Annotated in this window: 19 protein-coding genes; 15 read left to right on the top strand and 4 right to left on the bottom strand. The window is 59.6% G+C overall.

Annotated features, from left to right (window positions below; genetic code table 11):
* The first annotated feature begins 9 nt into the window (after window positions 1-9).
* The 12 genes from rpsH to rplQ all read left to right on the top strand — a co-directional run bounded on the left by rpsH (window position 10) and on the right by rplQ (window position 7694).
* Entirely contained in the window at window positions 10-408 is a 399-nt protein-coding gene (gene rpsH / locus K9B32_RS09465) for a 30S ribosomal protein S8 (RefSeq protein ID WP_004674934.1), read from the top strand.
* Window positions 409-450: 42 nt separating this feature from the next.
* Entirely contained in the window at window positions 451-984 is a 534-nt protein-coding gene (rplF, locus tag K9B32_RS09470) for a 50S ribosomal protein L6 (RefSeq protein WP_224561664.1), read from the top strand.
* A 12-nt stretch (window positions 985-996) separates the two neighbouring features.
* Entirely contained in the window at window positions 997-1359 is a 363-nt protein-coding gene (gene rplR, locus K9B32_RS09475; RefSeq protein ID WP_007531679.1) for a 50S ribosomal protein L18, read from the top strand.
* Window positions 1360-1490: 131 nt separating this feature from the next.
* Window positions 1491-2060, top strand: a complete 570-nt coding sequence (gene rpsE / locus K9B32_RS09480) for a 30S ribosomal protein S5 (protein WP_007531680.1) — start codon at window positions 1491-1493, stop codon at window positions 2058-2060.
* 14 nt (window positions 2061-2074) lie between these two features.
* Window positions 2075-2284: a 50S ribosomal protein L30 gene (gene rpmD / locus K9B32_RS09485; protein ID WP_007531681.1), complete on the top strand. Its 210-nt coding sequence runs from the start codon at window positions 2075-2077 to the stop codon at window positions 2282-2284.
* A 15-nt stretch (window positions 2285-2299) separates the two neighbouring features.
* The gene (gene rplO, locus K9B32_RS09490; RefSeq protein ID WP_224561665.1) at window positions 2300-2773 is read left to right on the top strand and encodes a 50S ribosomal protein L15; all 474 of its coding nucleotides are present in this window, start codon (window positions 2300-2302) and stop codon (window positions 2771-2773) included.
* Window positions 2774-3012: 239 nt separating this feature from the next.
* Window positions 3013-4353 (top strand): preprotein translocase subunit SecY, encoded by a 1341-nt coding sequence (gene secY, locus K9B32_RS09495; protein ID WP_224561666.1) that lies wholly within the window; start codon window positions 3013-3015, stop codon window positions 4351-4353.
* Window positions 4350-5000 (top strand): adenylate kinase, encoded by a 651-nt coding sequence (locus K9B32_RS09500; protein ID WP_007787731.1) that lies wholly within the window; start codon window positions 4350-4352, stop codon window positions 4998-5000. Before secY ends, K9B32_RS09500 begins: the two co-directional genes overlap by 4 nt.
* 220 nt (window positions 5001-5220) lie before the next feature.
* Window positions 5221-5589, top strand: coding sequence for a 30S ribosomal protein S13 (gene rpsM, locus K9B32_RS09505; RefSeq protein ID WP_024314765.1), 369 nt, complete (start codon window positions 5221-5223; stop codon window positions 5587-5589).
* A gap of 134 nt (window positions 5590-5723) precedes the next feature.
* Window positions 5724-6113 (top strand): 30S ribosomal protein S11, encoded by a 390-nt coding sequence (rpsK, locus tag K9B32_RS09510; RefSeq protein ID WP_003547577.1) that lies wholly within the window; start codon window positions 5724-5726, stop codon window positions 6111-6113.
* Between the two features lie 100 nt (window positions 6114-6213).
* Window positions 6214-7224, top strand: coding sequence for a DNA-directed RNA polymerase subunit alpha (locus K9B32_RS09515; protein ID WP_007787729.1), 1011 nt, complete (start codon window positions 6214-6216; stop codon window positions 7222-7224).
* Between the two features lie 44 nt (window positions 7225-7268).
* Window positions 7269-7694, top strand: coding sequence for a 50S ribosomal protein L17 (gene rplQ, locus K9B32_RS09520; protein ID WP_007531696.1), 426 nt, complete (start codon window positions 7269-7271; stop codon window positions 7692-7694).
* Window positions 7695-8144: 450 nt separating this feature from the next.
* Here the strand turns inward: rplQ and msrQ are convergent, their stop codons facing one another.
* Both msrQ and msrP read right to left on the bottom strand, forming a co-directional pair.
* Window positions 8145-8816: a protein-methionine-sulfoxide reductase heme-binding subunit MsrQ gene (gene msrQ, locus K9B32_RS09525; RefSeq protein WP_224561667.1), complete on the bottom strand. Its 672-nt coding sequence runs from the start codon at window positions 8814-8816 to the stop codon at window positions 8145-8147.
* The gene (gene msrP, locus K9B32_RS09530) at window positions 8816-9763 is read right to left on the bottom strand and encodes a protein-methionine-sulfoxide reductase catalytic subunit MsrP (protein ID WP_224561668.1); all 948 of its coding nucleotides are present in this window, start codon (window positions 9761-9763) and stop codon (window positions 8816-8818) included. The genes msrQ and msrP overlap by 1 nt, the downstream gene beginning before the upstream one ends.
* A 323-nt stretch (window positions 9764-10086) precedes the next feature.
* On the opposite strand from msrP, the gene ilvD reads away from it, so the two are divergent.
* Entirely contained in the window at window positions 10087-11925 is a 1839-nt protein-coding gene (gene ilvD, locus K9B32_RS09535; RefSeq protein WP_224561669.1) for a dihydroxy-acid dehydratase, read from the top strand.
* 38 nt (window positions 11926-11963) lie between these two features.
* Here ilvD and K9B32_RS09540 read toward each other — a convergent pair whose 3' ends face one another.
* On the bottom strand, window positions 11964-12320 hold the full coding sequence (locus K9B32_RS09540; protein WP_224561858.1) for a lysozyme inhibitor LprI family protein: 357 nt from the start codon (window positions 12318-12320) through the stop codon (window positions 11964-11966).
* A 312-nt stretch (window positions 12321-12632) separates the two neighbouring features.
* Between K9B32_RS09540 and K9B32_RS09545 the strand changes: the two genes are divergently transcribed.
* Both K9B32_RS09545 and K9B32_RS09550 read left to right on the top strand, forming a co-directional pair.
* Window positions 12633-14036 carry a DegQ family serine endoprotease gene (locus tag K9B32_RS09545; RefSeq protein ID WP_224561670.1) on the top strand — a complete coding sequence of 468 codons (1404 nt, stop codon included), beginning with the start codon at window positions 12633-12635 and terminating at the stop codon, window positions 14034-14036.
* Window positions 14033-15349: a replication-associated recombination protein A gene (locus K9B32_RS09550; protein WP_224561671.1), complete on the top strand. Its 1317-nt coding sequence runs from the start codon at window positions 14033-14035 to the stop codon at window positions 15347-15349. The genes K9B32_RS09545 and K9B32_RS09550 overlap by 4 nt, the downstream gene beginning before the upstream one ends.
* On the opposite strand, the gene K9B32_RS09555 is transcribed toward K9B32_RS09550, so the two are convergent.
* The gene (locus K9B32_RS09555; RefSeq protein ID WP_224561672.1) at window positions 15350-15652 is read right to left on the bottom strand and encodes a DUF1883 domain-containing protein; all 303 of its coding nucleotides are present in this window, start codon (window positions 15650-15652) and stop codon (window positions 15350-15352) included.
* Window positions 15653-15692 lie beyond the last annotated feature (40 nt).

The raw sequence follows: 15692 nt of genomic DNA on the forward strand, positions 1-15692 counted from the left end.
GCAGGTTAGATGACAATGACTGATCCGTTGGGCGATATGCTCACTCGCATCCGCAACGGCGCTTCTCGCCGCAAGTCGTCGGTCTCGACGCCTGCTTCGAAGCTCCGTGCACGCGTTCTCGATGTTCTGCAGTCTGAAGGCTACATCCGTGGCTATTCCGTTGTCGATTTCGGCAATGGCAAGTCGGAGCTCAACATCGAACTCAAGTACTATGAAGGCGCATCGGTGATCCGTGAGATCGGCCGTGTGTCCAAGCCGGGCCGCCGGGTTTATGTCTCGGTCAAGTCCATTCCGCAGGTCGCGAACGGCCTCGGCATCACCATCCTTTCGACCCCGAAGGGCGTGATGGCCGATCACCAGGCTCGCGAACAGAACGTTGGTGGCGAGGTTCTTTGCTCGGTCTTCTAAGACTGGGCAAGGATCTCCATGGCGAACAGACAGGATTGAAACATGTCTCGTATCGGTAAAAAGCCCGTTCAGGTACCTGCTGGGATCACGGCTACGGTCGATGGCCAGAAGGTTACCGCTAAGGGCCCGAAGGGCGAGCTGTTCTTCGTCGCAAACGACGAAGTCGGCGTGAAGCTCGAAAACAATGCGGTTGTCGTGACGCCGCTCAGCCAGACGAAGGATGCTCGTGCAAAGTGGGGCATGTCCCGCACGATGATCGAGAACATCTTCAAGGGCGTTAAGGATGGCTACGAGCGCAAGCTCGAAATCAACGGCGTTGGTTACCGCGCATCTCTGCAGGGCAAGAACCTGCAGCTGGCGCTCGGCTTCAGCCATGACGTTGTTTATGAGCCGCCGCAGGGCATCTCGATCGCTGTGCCGAAGCCGACGGAAATCGTCGTTTCCGGCATCAACAAGCAGCAGGTCGGCCAGGTTGCCGCTGAAATCCGCGAATACCGCGGTCCTGAGCCTTACAAGGGCAAGGGCGTCAAGTATGCCGAAGAGCGGATCGTCCGCAAAGAAGGCAAGAAGAAGTAAGGATCACGCGAAATGGCTAGCAGGAAAGAAGCACTTGCACGTCGTGCCAACCGCGTGCGTCGTCACCTCAAGTCGGTGGCCAATGGCCGTCCGCGCCTGTCGGTTCATCGCTCGTCGAAGAACATCTATGCTCAGATCATTGACGATGTCGCCGGTAAGACGCTCGCGTCTGCCTCGACCCTCGACAAGGATCTGCGCGGTTCTCTGAAGACCGGTGCTGACACGGCAGCAGCTGCCCTCGTAGGCAAGCTCGTTGCTGAGCGCGCCTCGAAGGCCGGCGTCAAGGACGTCGTATTCGACCGCGGCGCCTTCATCTACCACGGCCGCATCAAGGCCCTGGCAGAAGCAGCCCGCGAAGGCGGTCTGTCCTTCTAATAAAGTTTCCGGCCGGCATCCTAAAGGCACCGGCCGGATATCACCGGACCGCAGGCGTCCCGAAAGGGGAGGCCGATGCGGTCCTCGTTTTGTTTGCCGATTGCACCCGGAAAAGAAAAAGGAAGAGGACAATGGCACAGGAAAGAAGGCCGCAGCGGGAAGACCGCCAGGCCCGTGAAGAGCGCGATAGCGAATTCGTCGACAAGCTGGTCGCGATCAACCGCGTTGCTAAGGTTGTTAAGGGTGGCCGCCGTTTCGGTTTCGCCGCTCTCGTCGTCGTTGGTGACCAGAAGGGCCGCGTTGGCTTCGGTCACGGCAAGGCACGCGAAGTGCCGGAAGCAATCCGCAAGGCGACTGAAGCTGCCAAGCGCGAACTGATCTTTGTACCGTTGCGTGACGGCCGTACGCTGCATCACGACGTTCATGGCCGCCATGGCGCCGGCAAGGTTCTGCTTCGTTCGGCCAAGGTCGGTACCGGTATCATTGCCGGTGGTCCGATGCGCGCCGTTTTCGAAACGCTCGGCGTTCACGACGTTGTCGCCAAGTCGACCGGTTCCTCGAACCCATACAACATGGTTCGCGCTACCTTCGACGCTCTGAAGCACCAGGTTCACCCGAAGGACATCGCAGCTCAGCGCGGCATCAAGTATGCAACGCTCCAGGCTCGCCGTGCCGCTTCTGGCAATGCCTCTGAAGAATAAGAGGAGTCTGACAGATGGCTAAGGCTACCAAGAAGACTGAAGCGAAGACGGTTACTGTCGAACAGATCGGCAGCCCGATTCGTCGTCCGGACGTCCAGCAACGCACGCTGATCGGCCTCGGACTCAACAAGATGCACCGTCGCCGCACGCTGGAAGATACCCCTTCCGTTCGTGGCATGATCCGTGCTGTCCAGCATCTCGTTCGCGTCGTCGACGAGAAGTAAGCCGGGAGATTCGCTATGAAACTCAATGAAATCAAAGACAACGATGGTTCGACCCACAGCCGCAAGCGCCTCGGCCGCGGTATTGGTTCGGGCTCGGGTAAGACCGGTGGTCGCGGTGTGAAGGGTCAGAAGTCCCGTTCCGGCGTCGCCATCAACGGTTTTGAAGGCGGCCAGATGCCAATCTACCGTCGCCTGCCGAAGCGCGGCTTCAACAACATCTTCAAGGCCGACTTCGTCGTCGTGTCGCTTGAGCGTGTTCAGGCTGCCATCGATGCCGGCAAGCTCGACGCCAAGGCAACTGTCGACGCAGCAGCTCTCAAGGCTGCCGGCGTGATCCGTCGCGTCAAGGACGGTGTTCGCGTTCTCGCCGACGGCGAGCTGAAGGCAAAGGTCAAGTTCGAAGTTGCTGGCGCTTCCAAGCCGGCGATCGAAAAGATCGAAAAGGCTGGCGGTTCCGTCACGCTTCTTTCTGCCGCAGCTGCAGAATAATTAATATTATGATAAGTCGCCCGGGGTGCTTCACACCGGGCGATTTTGCTCCCATATGTGAGCCTCACAAAAACCGGCTGGACGCACGTGCGTCATAAACGGTAGGAACGAACACAAGGGTGAGGCATAGGTTGCGTCCGCAATCCGTCCGAAGCCCGCTTTTGAATAATTCAGAATGCTGATTCCGGGTCCTGCACCTCGCTTGGCTTGAGCCCGAAATTGGTAGCGCGGAGAATCGCATGGCGTCTGCAGCGGAACAGTTGGCTTCCAACCTCAATTTCTCGACCTTCGCCAAAGCCGAGGATCTCAAGAAGCGCCTGTGGTTCACACTGGCAGCTCTCCTCGTGTACCGGCTCGGTACCCACATTCCGCTCCCGGGCCTTAATCCAGAAGCTTATGCCCAGGCCTTCCGCGGCCAGGCTGGCGGGATTCTCGGCCTTTTCAACATGTTCTCGGGCGGCGCCGTACAGCGCATGGCAATCTTTGCGCTCGGCATCATGCCTTACATTTCCGCTTCGATCATTGTGCAGCTGATGACGTCGGTCGTCCCGGCGCTTGAGAACCTGAAGAAGGAAGGCGAGCAGGGCCGCAAGATTATCAACCAGTACACGCGCTACGGCACGGTGCTTCTTGGAGCGCTTCAGGCCTACGGCATCTCCGTCGGTCTTGAGAGCGGCAACGGCCTGGTTGTCGATCCCGGCATCTTCTTTCGCGTTTCCACGGTTGTTACGCTGCTTGGCGGCACGATGTTCCTGATGTGGCTCGGCGAACAGATCACCTCACGCGGCATTGGTAACGGCATTTCTCTGATCATCTTCGCAGGTATCGCAGCCGGCCTTCCGCAGGCTCTCGCGGGCACCCTCGAGCTCGGCCGGACCGGCGCCCTGTCGACGACGCTGATTCTCGCGGTTATCGTCATTGCGATTGCCATCATCGGCATCATCGTTTTCGTTGAGCGTGCGCAGCGCCGCCTCCTGATCCAGTATCCGAAGCGTCAGGTGGGCAACCGCATGTTCCAGGGTGACACTTCACACCTGCCGCTGAAGCTCAACACCTCGGGTGTTATCCCGGCGATCTTCGCGTCTTCGCTGCTGTTGCTGCCGGCGACGCTCGCGGGCTTCGCGAACACCACATCCTTGCCGGCATGGGCAACCGCGGTTGTGGCAGCGCTCGGCCATGGCCAGCCGCTCTATATGCTGCTCTACGGTATGCTGATCGCTTTCTTCGCCTTCTTCTACACGGCTATCGTCTTCAATCCGAAGGACACCGCCGACAATCTGAAGAAGCATGGCGGCTTCATCCCCGGTATCCGTCCGGGCGAGCGGACTGCAGAATATATCGACTATGTGCTGACCCGCATTACGGTGATTGGCGCGATCTACCTCGTTTTCGTGTGCATTCTGCCTGAAATTCTTGTGTCGCAAACGGGCATTCCGTTGTCCCTGGGTGGCACTTCGCTCTTGATCGTGGTTAGCGTAACTCTCGATACGGTGGCACAGATTCAAGGTCATCTGATCGCACAGCAGTACGAAGGCTTGATCAAGAAATCGAAGTTGCGCGGAGGAAAGAGGGGGCGATGAGACTCATACTGTTAGGGCCGCCGGGCGCGGGTAAGGGGACCCAGGCTCAGCGGATCGTGGAGAAGTACGGAATTCCGCAACTTTCCACGGGTGACATGCTTCGTGCTGCCGTTGCGGCTGGCACGGAGGTAGGCAGGCGGGCCAAGGCCGTCATGGACGCCGGCAAGCTTGTCTCCGATGAGATCGTCAATGCCATCGTGTCCGAGCGTCTGGATGCCCCGGATTGCGCCAGAGGGTTCATCCTCGACGGATTTCCACGCACGCTGGTTCAGGCCGACGCGACGGAGACCATGCTGAAGAGCAAGGGCCTCGAACTCTCGACCGTGATCGAGATTCAGGTGGACGACAACGTCCTCGCGGACCGTGTCTCGGGGCGCTACACCTGCGCGAACTGCGGTGCAGGCTACCACGACACCAACGTCAAGCCGAAGGAAGAAGGTGTCTGTGACCGTTGCGGCTCGACTCACTTCAAGCGCCGGCCTGACGACAATCGGGAAACGGTCGTGACGCGCCTGCAGGCCTACTACAAGGAAACATCTCCGCTGATCGGCTACTACTATGCCAAAGGCAAGCTAAAGTCGGTTGATGGCATGGCGGACATCGATCACGTCACCGGTGAGATCGATAAGATACTTTCGAAGCTTTAGTCTTTGAAAATAAACTTGGCGGAAGCGGTTGCTTTTCAGCACCGATTCCGCTAAACACCGCGCCAACTCGCGACATTTATGCGATCGGCGCGGATTTCCAAAGGAAGTCCGGGTTCGGTCGTTTTGACATGTACGAACCCAAATTTGAACGAGCGGCCGGTTCGGTCGCATAACGAAAAGCCTCTTGCCGGATGGCAACGGGAACGCAAGGAGAATAGGCGTGGCACGTATCGCTGGCGTCAACATCCCGACTGCGAAGCGCGTCGTTATCGCGCTGACCTATATTCACGGGATCGGTTCAAAATTCGCGCAGGAAATCATGGAAAAGGTTGGCCTGCCGGCTGACAAGCGCGTCCATCAGCTGACGGACTCCGAAGTTTTGCAGATCCGCGAAACCATCGACCGTGATTATCAGGTCGAAGGTGACCTGCGTCGCGAAACCTCGATGAACATCAAGCGTCTGATGGACCTCGGTTGCTACCGTGGCCTGCGTCATCGTCGTGGCCTTCCGGTCCGCGGTCAGCGCACGCACACCAATGCTCGTACTCGCAAGGGTCCGGCAAAGGCCATCGCTGGTAAGAAGAAGTAATTTCCGGGAAACCGGAGGTGAGGGGGCTGGCGGTCTGCGCCGGCCTCTTTTGAGTTTGGGGCAGGGCCGTAAGGTCTCGTTCCGGTGTAGCCGCTGGCATTACGGCGGTGCAGAGATCCAAGAAAGGGATTTAAATGGCCAAGGAAGCCGTCCGCGTTCGTCGTCGCGAACGTAAGAACATTTCGTCGGGTGTTGCCCACGTCAATTCGACCTTCAACAACACGATGATCACCATCACCGACGCGCAGGGCAACGCGATTGCCTGGTCGTCGGCTGGCGCTAAGGGCTTCAAGGGCTCGCGCAAGTCGACCCCGTTCGCTGCTCAGATTGCTGCTGAAGACTGCGCCAAGAAGGCCCAGGAACATGGCATGAAGTCGCTGGAAGTCGAAGTTTGCGGTCCGGGTTCGGGTCGTGAATCCGCTTTGCGCGCGCTCCAGGCTGCTGGTTTCATGATCACGTCCATCCGCGACGTGACGCCGATCCCGCACAATGGTTGCCGCCCGCGCAAGAAGCGCCGCGTCTGATCATCGCCATTCACAACACCGGTGAGCGGATTTTCGCTCCCGGTGCTTCTCAAGCTCGGTTGCCACGATTGGATGGTGGCAACGAACGGAAGGCAAAAATATGATTCAGAAAAACTGGCAGGAATTGATCAAGCCGAACAAGGTCGAGTTCTCTTCGAGCTCGCGCACCAAGGCGACGCTAGTAGCTGAGCCACTGGAGCGCGGTTTCGGCCTCACCCTGGGCAACGCGCTTCGCCGCGTTTTGCTGTCCTCGCTGCGCGGTGCTGCAGTGACGGCCGTGCAGATCGACGGCGTGCTGCATGAGTTCTCGTCGATCCCGGGCGTCCGCGAAGACGTTACGGACATCGTCCTCAACATCAAGGAAATCGCCATCAAGATGGATGGCGATGACGCAAAGCGCATGGTCGTGCGTAAGCAGGGCCCGGGCGTTGTAACGGCTGGCGACATCCAGACGGTCGGCGACATTGAGATCCTCAATCCCGAGCATGTGATCTGCACGCTCGACGAGGGCGCCGAAATCCGCATGGAATTCACCGTCAACAACGGCAAGGGCTACGTTCCGGCCGATCGCAATCGTGCGGAAGACGCTCCGATCGGTCTCATCCCGGTCGACAGCCTTTATTCGCCGGTCAAGAAGGTGTCCTACAAGGTGGAAAACACCCGTGAAGGACAGGTTCTCGACTACGACAAGCTGAATATGACGATCGAAACCGATGGTTCGATCTCCGGCGAAGATGCCGTCGCTTTCGCGGCTCGCATCCTCCAGGATCAGCTTGGCGTGTTCGTCAACTTCGACGAGCCGCAGAAGGAAACCGAAGAGGAAGCAGTCACCGAACTCGCTTTCAACCCGGCACTCCTCAAGAAGGTAGACGAACTCGAACTGTCTGTTCGCTCGGCAAACTGCCTGAAGAACGACAACATCGTCTACATCGGCGACCTCATTCAGAAGACCGAAGCAGAAATGCTCCGCACGCCGAATTTTGGTCGCAAGTCGCTGAACGAAATCAAGGAAGTTCTCGCTTCCATGGGCCTGCACCTCGGCATGGAAGTGCCGGCATGGCCGCCTGAGAACATCGAAGATCTCGCCAAGCGTTACGAAGACCAGTACTAACATTCAAACGGCAGGCGGATGCCTGCAAGTGAAGGAGAATAGCCATGCGCCACGGTAAAGCCGGCCGCAAGCTGAATAGAACCGCTAGCCACCGCAAGGCAATGTTTGCCAACATGGCGGCTTCGCTCATCACCCATGAGCAGATCGTGACCACCCTGCCGAAGGCAAAGGAAATCCGTCCGATCGTTGAAAAGCTCGTCACGCTCGGCAAGCGCGGCGACCTGCACGCTCGTCGTCAGGCGATCTCGCAGATCCGCGACGCCGCTGTCGTTTCAAAGCTCTTCGACACGATCGCTTCGCGCTACGCAACCCGCAACGGCGGCTACCTGCGTATCATGAAGGCTGGCTTCCGCCAGGGCGACAACGCTGCTCTTGCTGTCATCGAATTCGTTGACCGCGACACCTACGCCAAGGGCGCAGCCGACAAGGCTCGCGTTGAAGCCGAAGCTGCTGCAGCTGAAGCCGCTTAATCCTTTCCGGTTCGCCGGAAGCAAAACAGCCGGGCGGCCAAGCCCGGCTGTTTTCGTTTAGGGATCAGCCTTTCGGCTCGCTACGCTTCGGCCGTTCGCGTTGCTTGTTGAAATGGATCAGACGGGCAGGTGGCGGCTCCGCGACGATAGCGATCTCACCGACACTTCGCATTGCGGCTCTAAAGCGTGCTGTGTTCCGTCTCCCCTATACGCCAAGGAAATACTGGCCCGTGTCCTCCTCCTTGAAGACGACCGCTCCCCCGAACGCGGCACTGACCGCCTTCACCAACAAGACCTCCGCCGCCATAGACGGAAATGACCTCTTTAAGCGGTGCTGCGGCAGCAAAGGTGTCGCCGCACGCCGAAAAATTCGGGTCGCGGTAGAGATAGACTGGGCAGGGTGTTTCCGTCCGCACATGGTGGCGGATTTTGCCGCCGATGACAATTCGGTCAACCGGCCACCCGCTGGCGCACGGCCGCCTGCTGTGCCTGCGTTCCACGCCCATTCTTGGCCTTCCTGCTGCGCGCGATGGGCCGGTAGGAGCGGTAGAGGATCAGGAGGATCAGCAGGCTGATATAGACGGATTGCTCGAGGCCGAGAACTTTCGTCGATAGCGCAAAGTGCACGGCACCAGCGGCAGCGACGATATAGACGAGGCGGTGCAGCCGCACCCAGTTCGGCCCGAGGCGGCGGATTGAGAAGTTGTTGGAAGTCAGCGCAAGTGGGATGAGCAGCGCGAACCCGGCCATGCCGAACATGATGAAGGGCCGCTTCACGACGTCATCGACGACGGCTTGAATGATCAATGCCTGATCGAGCACCATGTAGACCGTGAAATGCATCAGGGCATAGTAAAAGGTCAGAAGGCCGAGCGCGCGGCGATAGCGAAGATAATTCCAGCCGAAGAGATCGCGGGCGGGGGAGATGGCCAGCGTCAGAATGAGGAAGCGGATCGTCCAGAGGCCGAGAAACAGCTCGAAGGTCTTTACGGGGTCGGCGCCGAGCTGATCCGTGGCGCCGAGATAAAAGGTCCAAGCAGCGGGCAGCAGCCCGACGGCATAGAGAGCCCAAACGGAGGCCGACTGCCAGCGTTTCGGGAGACTGAACGAGAGGGCCGTCATCAGAAATTCTTCCGGAGATCCATGCCGCTGTAGAGGCTGGCCACCTCGTCGGCATAGCCGTTGAACGGCAGGGTGGGATGGCGGCTGGCGCCGAAGAAACCGCTTTCGCCGATGCGCCGTTCCGTCGCCTGGCTCCAACGCGGGTGATCGACCTCCGGATTGACATTTGCGTAGAAGCCGTATTCCTGCGGATTGGTGACCTGCCAGGTGTTCTTCGGCTCCTGGTCGGTCAGAGTGATCCGCACAATCGACTTGATGCCCTTGAAGCCATATTTCCAGGGCACGACCAGCCGGATCGGCGCACCGTTTTGATTCGGCAAGGTTTCGCCATAGAGACCGACGGCAAGCAGCGTCAGTGGATGGCGCGCTTCGTCGAGCCGAAGGCCTTCGACATAGGGCCAGTCGAGCGATTGGAAGATACCTTTCTGCCCCGGCATCTGGTCCGGCCGTACCACCGTTTCGAAGGCGACGTACTTGGCGCTGCCAAGTGGCTCCACCTTGTTGAGGAGGGAGGCAAGCGGGAAGCCGTCCCACGGAATGACCATCGACCACGCCTCGACACAGCGCATGCGGTAGGTGCGGTTTTCGATCGGGAATCCCTTCATCAGCGCTTCGACATCGAACGTGCCGGGCTTGTTGACCATGCCGTCGACCTTGATCGTCCAGGGGAGCGGCTTGAAATCGCCGGAGAGTGCCGCAGGATCGCCCTTATCCAGACCGAATTCGTAGAAATTATTGTAGGTGGTGACATCCTTCAGGGGCGTCGTCTTCTCGTCGACAGTATATTTGCTTTCGATGACCGACAGTGCCGCGGCGCTGGCTTTGCTGGCTCCGTACAGCGCCATGGCGCCTAGCGTCGCGGCGCCGAGGAATTCGCGGCGCCTGAGATAGAGCTGTTGCGGCGTGATCTCCGAAGATGCGATCTTGGGGGGACGATAGGCTGGCATCGGAAACCTCCTGAGCATTGGAGCTTGGCATAAACCTTCAACGCATCAAGTGCGTCCTTGGATCATTGTTTATGCCCACCGGCACGGCTGCGGAAAGCCAACTTTTTGTGTACGCTGTTTGATGGAATAGTTTGTAACAAAATGACCGCTGCGACCGTATATGGTCGATGCGCCCGTCGGCGCAGGCGTACCGGTTTCGGGCTTCCCGGTAGTGACAGTACAGGTCGTTTGGATTAGGACAATTCCAAAAGCGATAGCCCGGCCGAACAATCCTGTTGCCGCCCCGCATCGCCGACGATTTCCGACACGTGAGGAATACACCAATGCCAGCTTATCGTTCCAGAACCACGACCCACGGCCGCAACATGGCGGGTGCGCGCGGCCTTTGGCGCGCCACGGGCATGAAGGATTCGGATTTCGGCAAGCCGATCATTGCGGTGGTGAATTCCTTCACCCAGTTCGTGCCCGGCCACGTCCACCTCAAGGACCTCGGCCAGCTCGTCGCCCGCGAAATCGAAGCCGCCGGTGGCGTCGCCAAGGAGTTCAACACCATTGCCGTCGACGACGGTATTGCCATGGGCCATGACGGCATGCTCTATTCGCTGCCGTCTCGCGAACTGATCGCCGACAGCGTCGAATACATGGTCAATGCCCATTGCGCCGACGCCATGGTCTGCATCTCGAACTGCGACAAGATCACCCCCGGCATGCTGATGGCCTCGCTCCGCCTCAACATCCCCACGGTTTTCGTTTCCGGCGGCCCGATGGAAGCCGGCAAGGTTGTCCTGCACGGCAAGACCCACGCGCTCGATCTCGTCGACGCTATGGTCGCGGCCGCCGATGACAAGATCAGCGACGAAGACGTCAAGGTGATCGAGCGGTCTGCCTGTCCGACCTGTGGCTCTTGCTCGGGCATGTTCACCGCCAATTCCATGAACTGCCTGACCGAAGCGCTTGGCCTGTCGCTGCCCGGCAACGGCTCGACGCTCGCAACGCATGCCGACCGCAAGCGCCTATTCGTCGAGGCTGGTCACCTGATCGTCGATCTCGCCCGCCGCTACTACGAGCAGGACGACGTCAAGGCTCTGCCGCGCACGATTGCCTCCAAGCAGGCCTTCGAGAACGCGATGGCGCTCGATATCGCGATGGGCGGCTCGACGAATACGGTTCTGCACATCCTGGCGGCCGCGCACGAAGGCGAGATCGATTTCACGATGGCCGACATCGACGCGCTGTCGCGCCGCGTTCCCTGCCTCTCCAAGGTCGCGCCGGCAAAGAACGACGTCCACATGGAAGACGTTCACCGTGCCGGCGGCATCATGTCGATCCTGGGCGAACTGGATAAGGGTGGCCTGCTCAACCGCGAATGCCCGACGGTCCATGCCGAAACGCTCGGCGATGCGATCGATCGTTGGGACATCACCCGCACCAGCAGCGAGACCGTCCGCAAGTTCTATCGCGCAGCACCCGGCGGTGTCCCGACCCAGGTAGCCTTCAGCCAGGAGGCACGCTGGGACGAACTCGACACGGACCGTGAAAAGGGCGTTATCCGTTCTGTGGAGCATCCGTTCTCGAAGGATGGCGGCCTTGCGGTTCTTAAGGGTAACCTCGCGCTAGACGGCTGCATCGTGAAGACGGCGGGTGTCGATGAATCGATCCTGAAGTTCTCCGGTCCGGCCAAGGTTTACGAAAGCCAGGACGCGGCGGTGAAGGCCATCCTCTCGAACGAAGTCGTCGCCGGCGATGTCGTGGTTATCCGCTACGAAGGCCCGAAGGGCGGTCCCGGCATGCAGGAAATGCTCTATCCGACGAGCTACCTGAAGTCGAAGGGTCTCGGCAAGGCCTGCGCGCTGATCACCGACGGCCGCTTCTCTGGCGGCACCTCCGGCCTTTCCATCGGTCACGTCTCGCCGGAAGCCGCAAACGGCGGCACGATCGGCCTGGTTCGCGAGGGCGACATGATCGACATCGACATCCCGAACCGCATCATCAGCCTGCGCGTCGATGACAAGGAGCTGGCGAACCGCCGCGCCGAGCAGGAGGAGAGGGGCTGGCATCCGGCTGAACATCGCAAGCGCAACGTCACGACCGCGCTGAAGGCCTATGCGGCCTTCGCAACCAGCGCCGACCGCGGCGCGGTGCGCGACCTTGGCAGCCGCTAAGTCTCCGTATCAAAAGCGAATGTAAAATGGACCGGTCGCTAAAGCGGCCGGTTTATTTTTTTGTAGGTTTCGTCCAGCTGTTTCAGGCGTTCGTCATAGGCGGCCTTGATGCAGGCAGCGTCTGCGGCGCATTCCTGGCGCTTCTTCAGCCAGGCCGTTTGCTCGTCCTGCAAGGTGCCGCGCGAGCCCATGGCCATCAGCCCGGACAGCAGATCGAAGGTCGTCACCATCTTCACATCGGCGTCGTTCAGTGCGCGGGTCTCGCAGATCACCTTTTCGTCCGGCTTCAACTCTTTGGCTGCGCAGTCGAAGCTCGCGGCATGGGAAGCGCTGGCTAGGCCCGCGCAAAGGATAAATGTCGCGAAAGGGAGAAGTGTGCCGCGGAAACGTCCCATGCATGAGTTCCTGTCCATTGGCTGTTGGACCTGCGATGGGTAGATGATGCACACCATGGCTTCGGCAAGAACGGAGCCATCCGAGAAGGGCTGGTCGTAAGCTGCCATCCGTAGAGTCAGGATGTCTCCCATGGGTGACTATGATCTTCCTTTGCCTTTAGATATCAGTCGCATGGAACTCCTTCCTGAATCAGTTTGAGAGGCGTGATCAGCAGTTCGTGAGCTGCCTTATTCTTCCATGCTTCCGCCCTCTTTCCTTTCTAGCGTCCGGCGCTACAACGTGTTCACAAGAGAATTTCAGAAGGACTCCCCATGCATGACCTGTTGAAGCGCGCCGCCCTGCCTCTCATGGCTGTAGTGCTCGCGCTGCCGGTTTCCGCCAACGCTCAGACGGCCAAGACTGTGCCGCAGAGCCAGATGGAAATGCAGCTTTCCTTTGCGCCGCTGGTCAAACAAACGTCCGGCGCTGTCGTGAACGTCTATGCGGAGAAGACAGTCCGCAGGCAGTCTCCCTTTGCTGGCGATCCCTTCTTCGAGGAGTTCTTCGGTCAGCAGATGCCGAACCGTAACGAGAAGCAATCGTCGTTGGGATCCGGCGTCATCGTTGAAGCGAACGGAACGATCGTCACCAACAATCACGTCGTGGAAGGCGCCGATGATATCAAGGTTGCGCTCTCCGACGGGCGGGAATTTCCGTGCAAGGTCGTCTTGAGGGATGACCGTGTCGATCTCGCGGTTCTCAAGGTCGATACGAAGGAAGGTTTCCCGACACTTCCGCTCGGCAATTCCGATGCCGTCGAAGTCGGCGATCTCGTGCTGGCGATCGGCAATCCCTTCGGTGTTGGCCAAACGGTCACGAGCGGCATCGTCTCGGCGCTGGCGCGCAATCAGGTTGTCAAGAACGAGTTCGGTTTCTTCATCCAGACCGACGCGTCGATTAACCCCGGCAATTCCGGCGGTGCGCTGATGAACATGAAGGGTGAGTTGATCGGCATCAACACGGCGATCTTTTCGCGCGGCGGCGGCTCGAACGGCATCGGGTTTGCAATCCCGGCCAATCTGGTCAAGGTGTTCCTTGCCTCGGCCGATGCCGGCGTAAAATCCTTCGAGCGCCCTTATGTCGGCGCCACGTTCGATGCGGTGACATCCGAGGTTGCCGAAGCGCTCGGGCTTAACAAGGCGCGGGGCGCTCTCGTCGTCAAGGTGACCGATAGCAGCCCGGCCGCAAAATCCGGATTGAAGGCAGGTCAAATCGTGACCGCCGTCGATGGCATTGCGGTCGAGCACCCGGATGCGCTTCTCTATCGCCTGACAACGGCAGGGCTTGGCAAATCGGTCCAATTGACCGTGCTTGAGAACGGCCACGAGCAGCAGATCCCGCTGGCGCTCGCCAGAGCGCCCGAGACGGCACCACGCGATCAACGCACGATTGGAGGCCGCACGCCCTTTACCGGCGCCGTGGTCGAAAACCTGTCGCCTCGCGTCGCCGATGAGCTTCGTATGCCGTCCGAATCCACCGGCGTCGTTGTTTCCGAGGTGAAAGAGGATTCCCTTGCCGCTCGCCTCGGCTTTGAGCCGAAGGACATCATCATTTCGATTAACGGCACGGAAGTGAAAACCACGAAGGAGCTTGCCGGGATCGCCGACGAGGATCCGAGCTTCTGGCGCGTCGAGATCGAGCGCGCCGGCCAACGCATTAGACAGTTCTTCCGATGAGTGACGATCTATTTGCACCGCGTATTCCCGAGGAGGTCGCCAATCGGCGGCCTCTTGCCGATCGCCTCCGGCCACGCACGCTTTCGGAAGTGACCGGGCAGGAGCATCTGACCGGCGAGGATGGCGTATTGCGGCGCATGATCGAGAGCGGATCGCTCGGCTCGATGATTTTCTGGGGGCCGCCCGGGACCGGCAAGACGACCGTTGCCCGATTGCTGTCGGGCGAAGCTGGCCTGGCGTTCGAGCAGATCTCGGCCATCTTTTCCGGTGTGGCGGATCTCAAGAAGGTATTCGAAGCTGCGCGCCTGCGGCGGATGGACGGCCGGCAGACGCTACTCTTTGTCGACGAAATCCATCGGTTCAACAGGGCACAGCAAGATAGCTTCCTCCCTGTCATGGAAGACGGCACCGTCATCCTTGTCGGCGCCACCACGGAAAACCCGTCGTTCGAACTCAACGCGGCTTTGCTGTCGCGTGCACGCGTGCTGACCTTCAAATCGCACGACGATGAAAGCCTTGAGGAGTTGCTGAAGCGTGCCGAAGCGGCGGAGGGCAAAGCGCTGCCGCTGACGGACGATGCGCGTGCAAGTCTGTTACGAATGGCGGACGGTGACGGACGCGCCGTACTAACACTTGCGGAGGAAGTTTGGCGCGCTGCGCGCGAGAAAGAGACCTTCGACACGGAAGGCCTGACGCGCATTGTGCAGCGCCGCGCTCCCGTCTATGACAAGGCCCAGGACGGGCATTACAATCTCATCTCCGCACTGCATAAATCCGTTCGCGGTTCCGATCCCGATGCCGCGCTTTACTATCTCGCCCGCATGTTCGACGCCGGCGAGGATCCGCTCTATCTCGGTCGGCGCCTGGTTCGTATGGCTGTCGAAGACATAGGCCTCGCCGATCCGCAGGCGCTGGTAATCTGCAATGCCGCGAAGGATGCCTATGACTACCTCGGTTCGCCTGAGGGCGAACTGGCGTTGGCACAGGCCTGCGTCTATCTGGCTACCGCACCGAAGTCGAACGCCGTCTATACAGCCTTCAAGGCCGCGACGATGGCCGCCAAGCAGAATGGCTCTCTGCTGCCGCCGAAGCACATCCTGAATGCGCCGACGAAGCTGATGAAGGGTGAGGGCTACGGCGATGGCTATCGCTACGATCACGACGAGCCGGATGCCTTCTCCGGCCAGGACTATTTCCCTGAAAAGATGGGCCGGCAGACCTTCTACGATCCGCCGGAGCGTGGTTTCGAGCGGGATATCCGCAAGCGTCTTGAATGGTGGGCAAAGCTCAGGAAAGAGCGCAACCAGCGTTGATCAGGATGCGCGCATCTGCCCTGCAGGGCCGACGAGCTTGACGGCAGATTCCGCAAGACCGTGATGGCCTTCCATATCTACGACGAGATGCCAATGGCCGCTCTCGGGAATGGAAAGACGGATGGGAGATTTCCGCGCGACGCCGCCGACATATTTGAAGTCGAGGACTTCAGTAAAGCGCTGATAGTTCGGCGACGTCATGAGACGTACATTCGCGACCGCGTTCAACGTCACCTCGATGATCGTCCCGGCGCGCTGCTCGTTGAGATCGTAGTGGGTAAAACGAAAATTCGGTTTCGGCATCGGTCTTCGGCGTGGCTGGTCTCGTGCCCGCACCATAGGC

Source organism: Rhizobium sp. 3T7 (genome assembly GCF_020166565.1).
Lineage (GTDB): Bacteria > Pseudomonadota > Alphaproteobacteria > Rhizobiales > Rhizobiaceae > Rhizobium.

Bases quoted from the DNA above. Each gene is read 5' to 3' on its own strand.
- msrP (WP_224561668.1), bottom strand. From the start codon at position 9,763: ATGCCAGCCTATCGTCCCCCCAAGATCGCATCTTCGGAGATCACGCCG.
- rpsK (WP_003547577.1), top strand. From the start codon at position 5,724: ATGGCCAAGGAAGCCGTCCGCGTTCGTCGTCGCGAACGTAAGAACATT.
- rpsH (WP_004674934.1), top strand. From the start codon at position 10: ATGACAATGACTGATCCGTTGGGCGATATGCTCACTCGCATCCGCAAC.
- K9B32_RS09515 (WP_007787729.1), top strand. From the start codon at position 6,214: ATGATTCAGAAAAACTGGCAGGAATTGATCAAGCCGAACAAGGTCGAG.
- secY (WP_224561666.1), top strand. From the start codon at position 3,013: ATGGCGTCTGCAGCGGAACAGTTGGCTTCCAACCTCAATTTCTCGACC.
- rplF (WP_224561664.1), top strand. From the start codon at position 451: ATGTCTCGTATCGGTAAAAAGCCCGTTCAGGTACCTGCTGGGATCACG.
- rplO (WP_224561665.1), top strand. From the start codon at position 2,300: ATGAAACTCAATGAAATCAAAGACAACGATGGTTCGACCCACAGCCGC.
- rpmD (WP_007531681.1), top strand. From the start codon at position 2,075: ATGGCTAAGGCTACCAAGAAGACTGAAGCGAAGACGGTTACTGTCGAA.
- K9B32_RS09550 (WP_224561671.1), top strand. From the start codon at position 14,033: ATGAGTGACGATCTATTTGCACCGCGTATTCCCGAGGAGGTCGCCAAT.
- ilvD (WP_224561669.1), top strand. From the start codon at position 10,087: ATGCCAGCTTATCGTTCCAGAACCACGACCCACGGCCGCAACATGGCG.
- K9B32_RS09540 (WP_224561858.1), bottom strand. From the start codon at position 12,320: ATGGGACGTTTCCGCGGCACACTTCTCCCTTTCGCGACATTTATCCTT.
- K9B32_RS09555 (WP_224561672.1), bottom strand. From the start codon at position 15,652: ATGCCGAAACCGAATTTTCGTTTTACCCACTACGATCTCAACGAGCAG.
- msrQ (WP_224561667.1), bottom strand. From the start codon at position 8,816: ATGACGGCCCTCTCGTTCAGTCTCCCGAAACGCTGGCAGTCGGCCTCC.
- K9B32_RS09545 (WP_224561670.1), top strand. From the start codon at position 12,633: ATGCATGACCTGTTGAAGCGCGCCGCCCTGCCTCTCATGGCTGTAGTG.
- rplQ (WP_007531696.1), top strand. From the start codon at position 7,269: ATGCGCCACGGTAAAGCCGGCCGCAAGCTGAATAGAACCGCTAGCCAC.
- K9B32_RS09500 (WP_007787731.1), top strand. From the start codon at position 4,350: ATGAGACTCATACTGTTAGGGCCGCCGGGCGCGGGTAAGGGGACCCAG.
- rpsE (WP_007531680.1), top strand. From the start codon at position 1,491: ATGGCACAGGAAAGAAGGCCGCAGCGGGAAGACCGCCAGGCCCGTGAA.
- rplR (WP_007531679.1), top strand. From the start codon at position 997: ATGGCTAGCAGGAAAGAAGCACTTGCACGTCGTGCCAACCGCGTGCGT.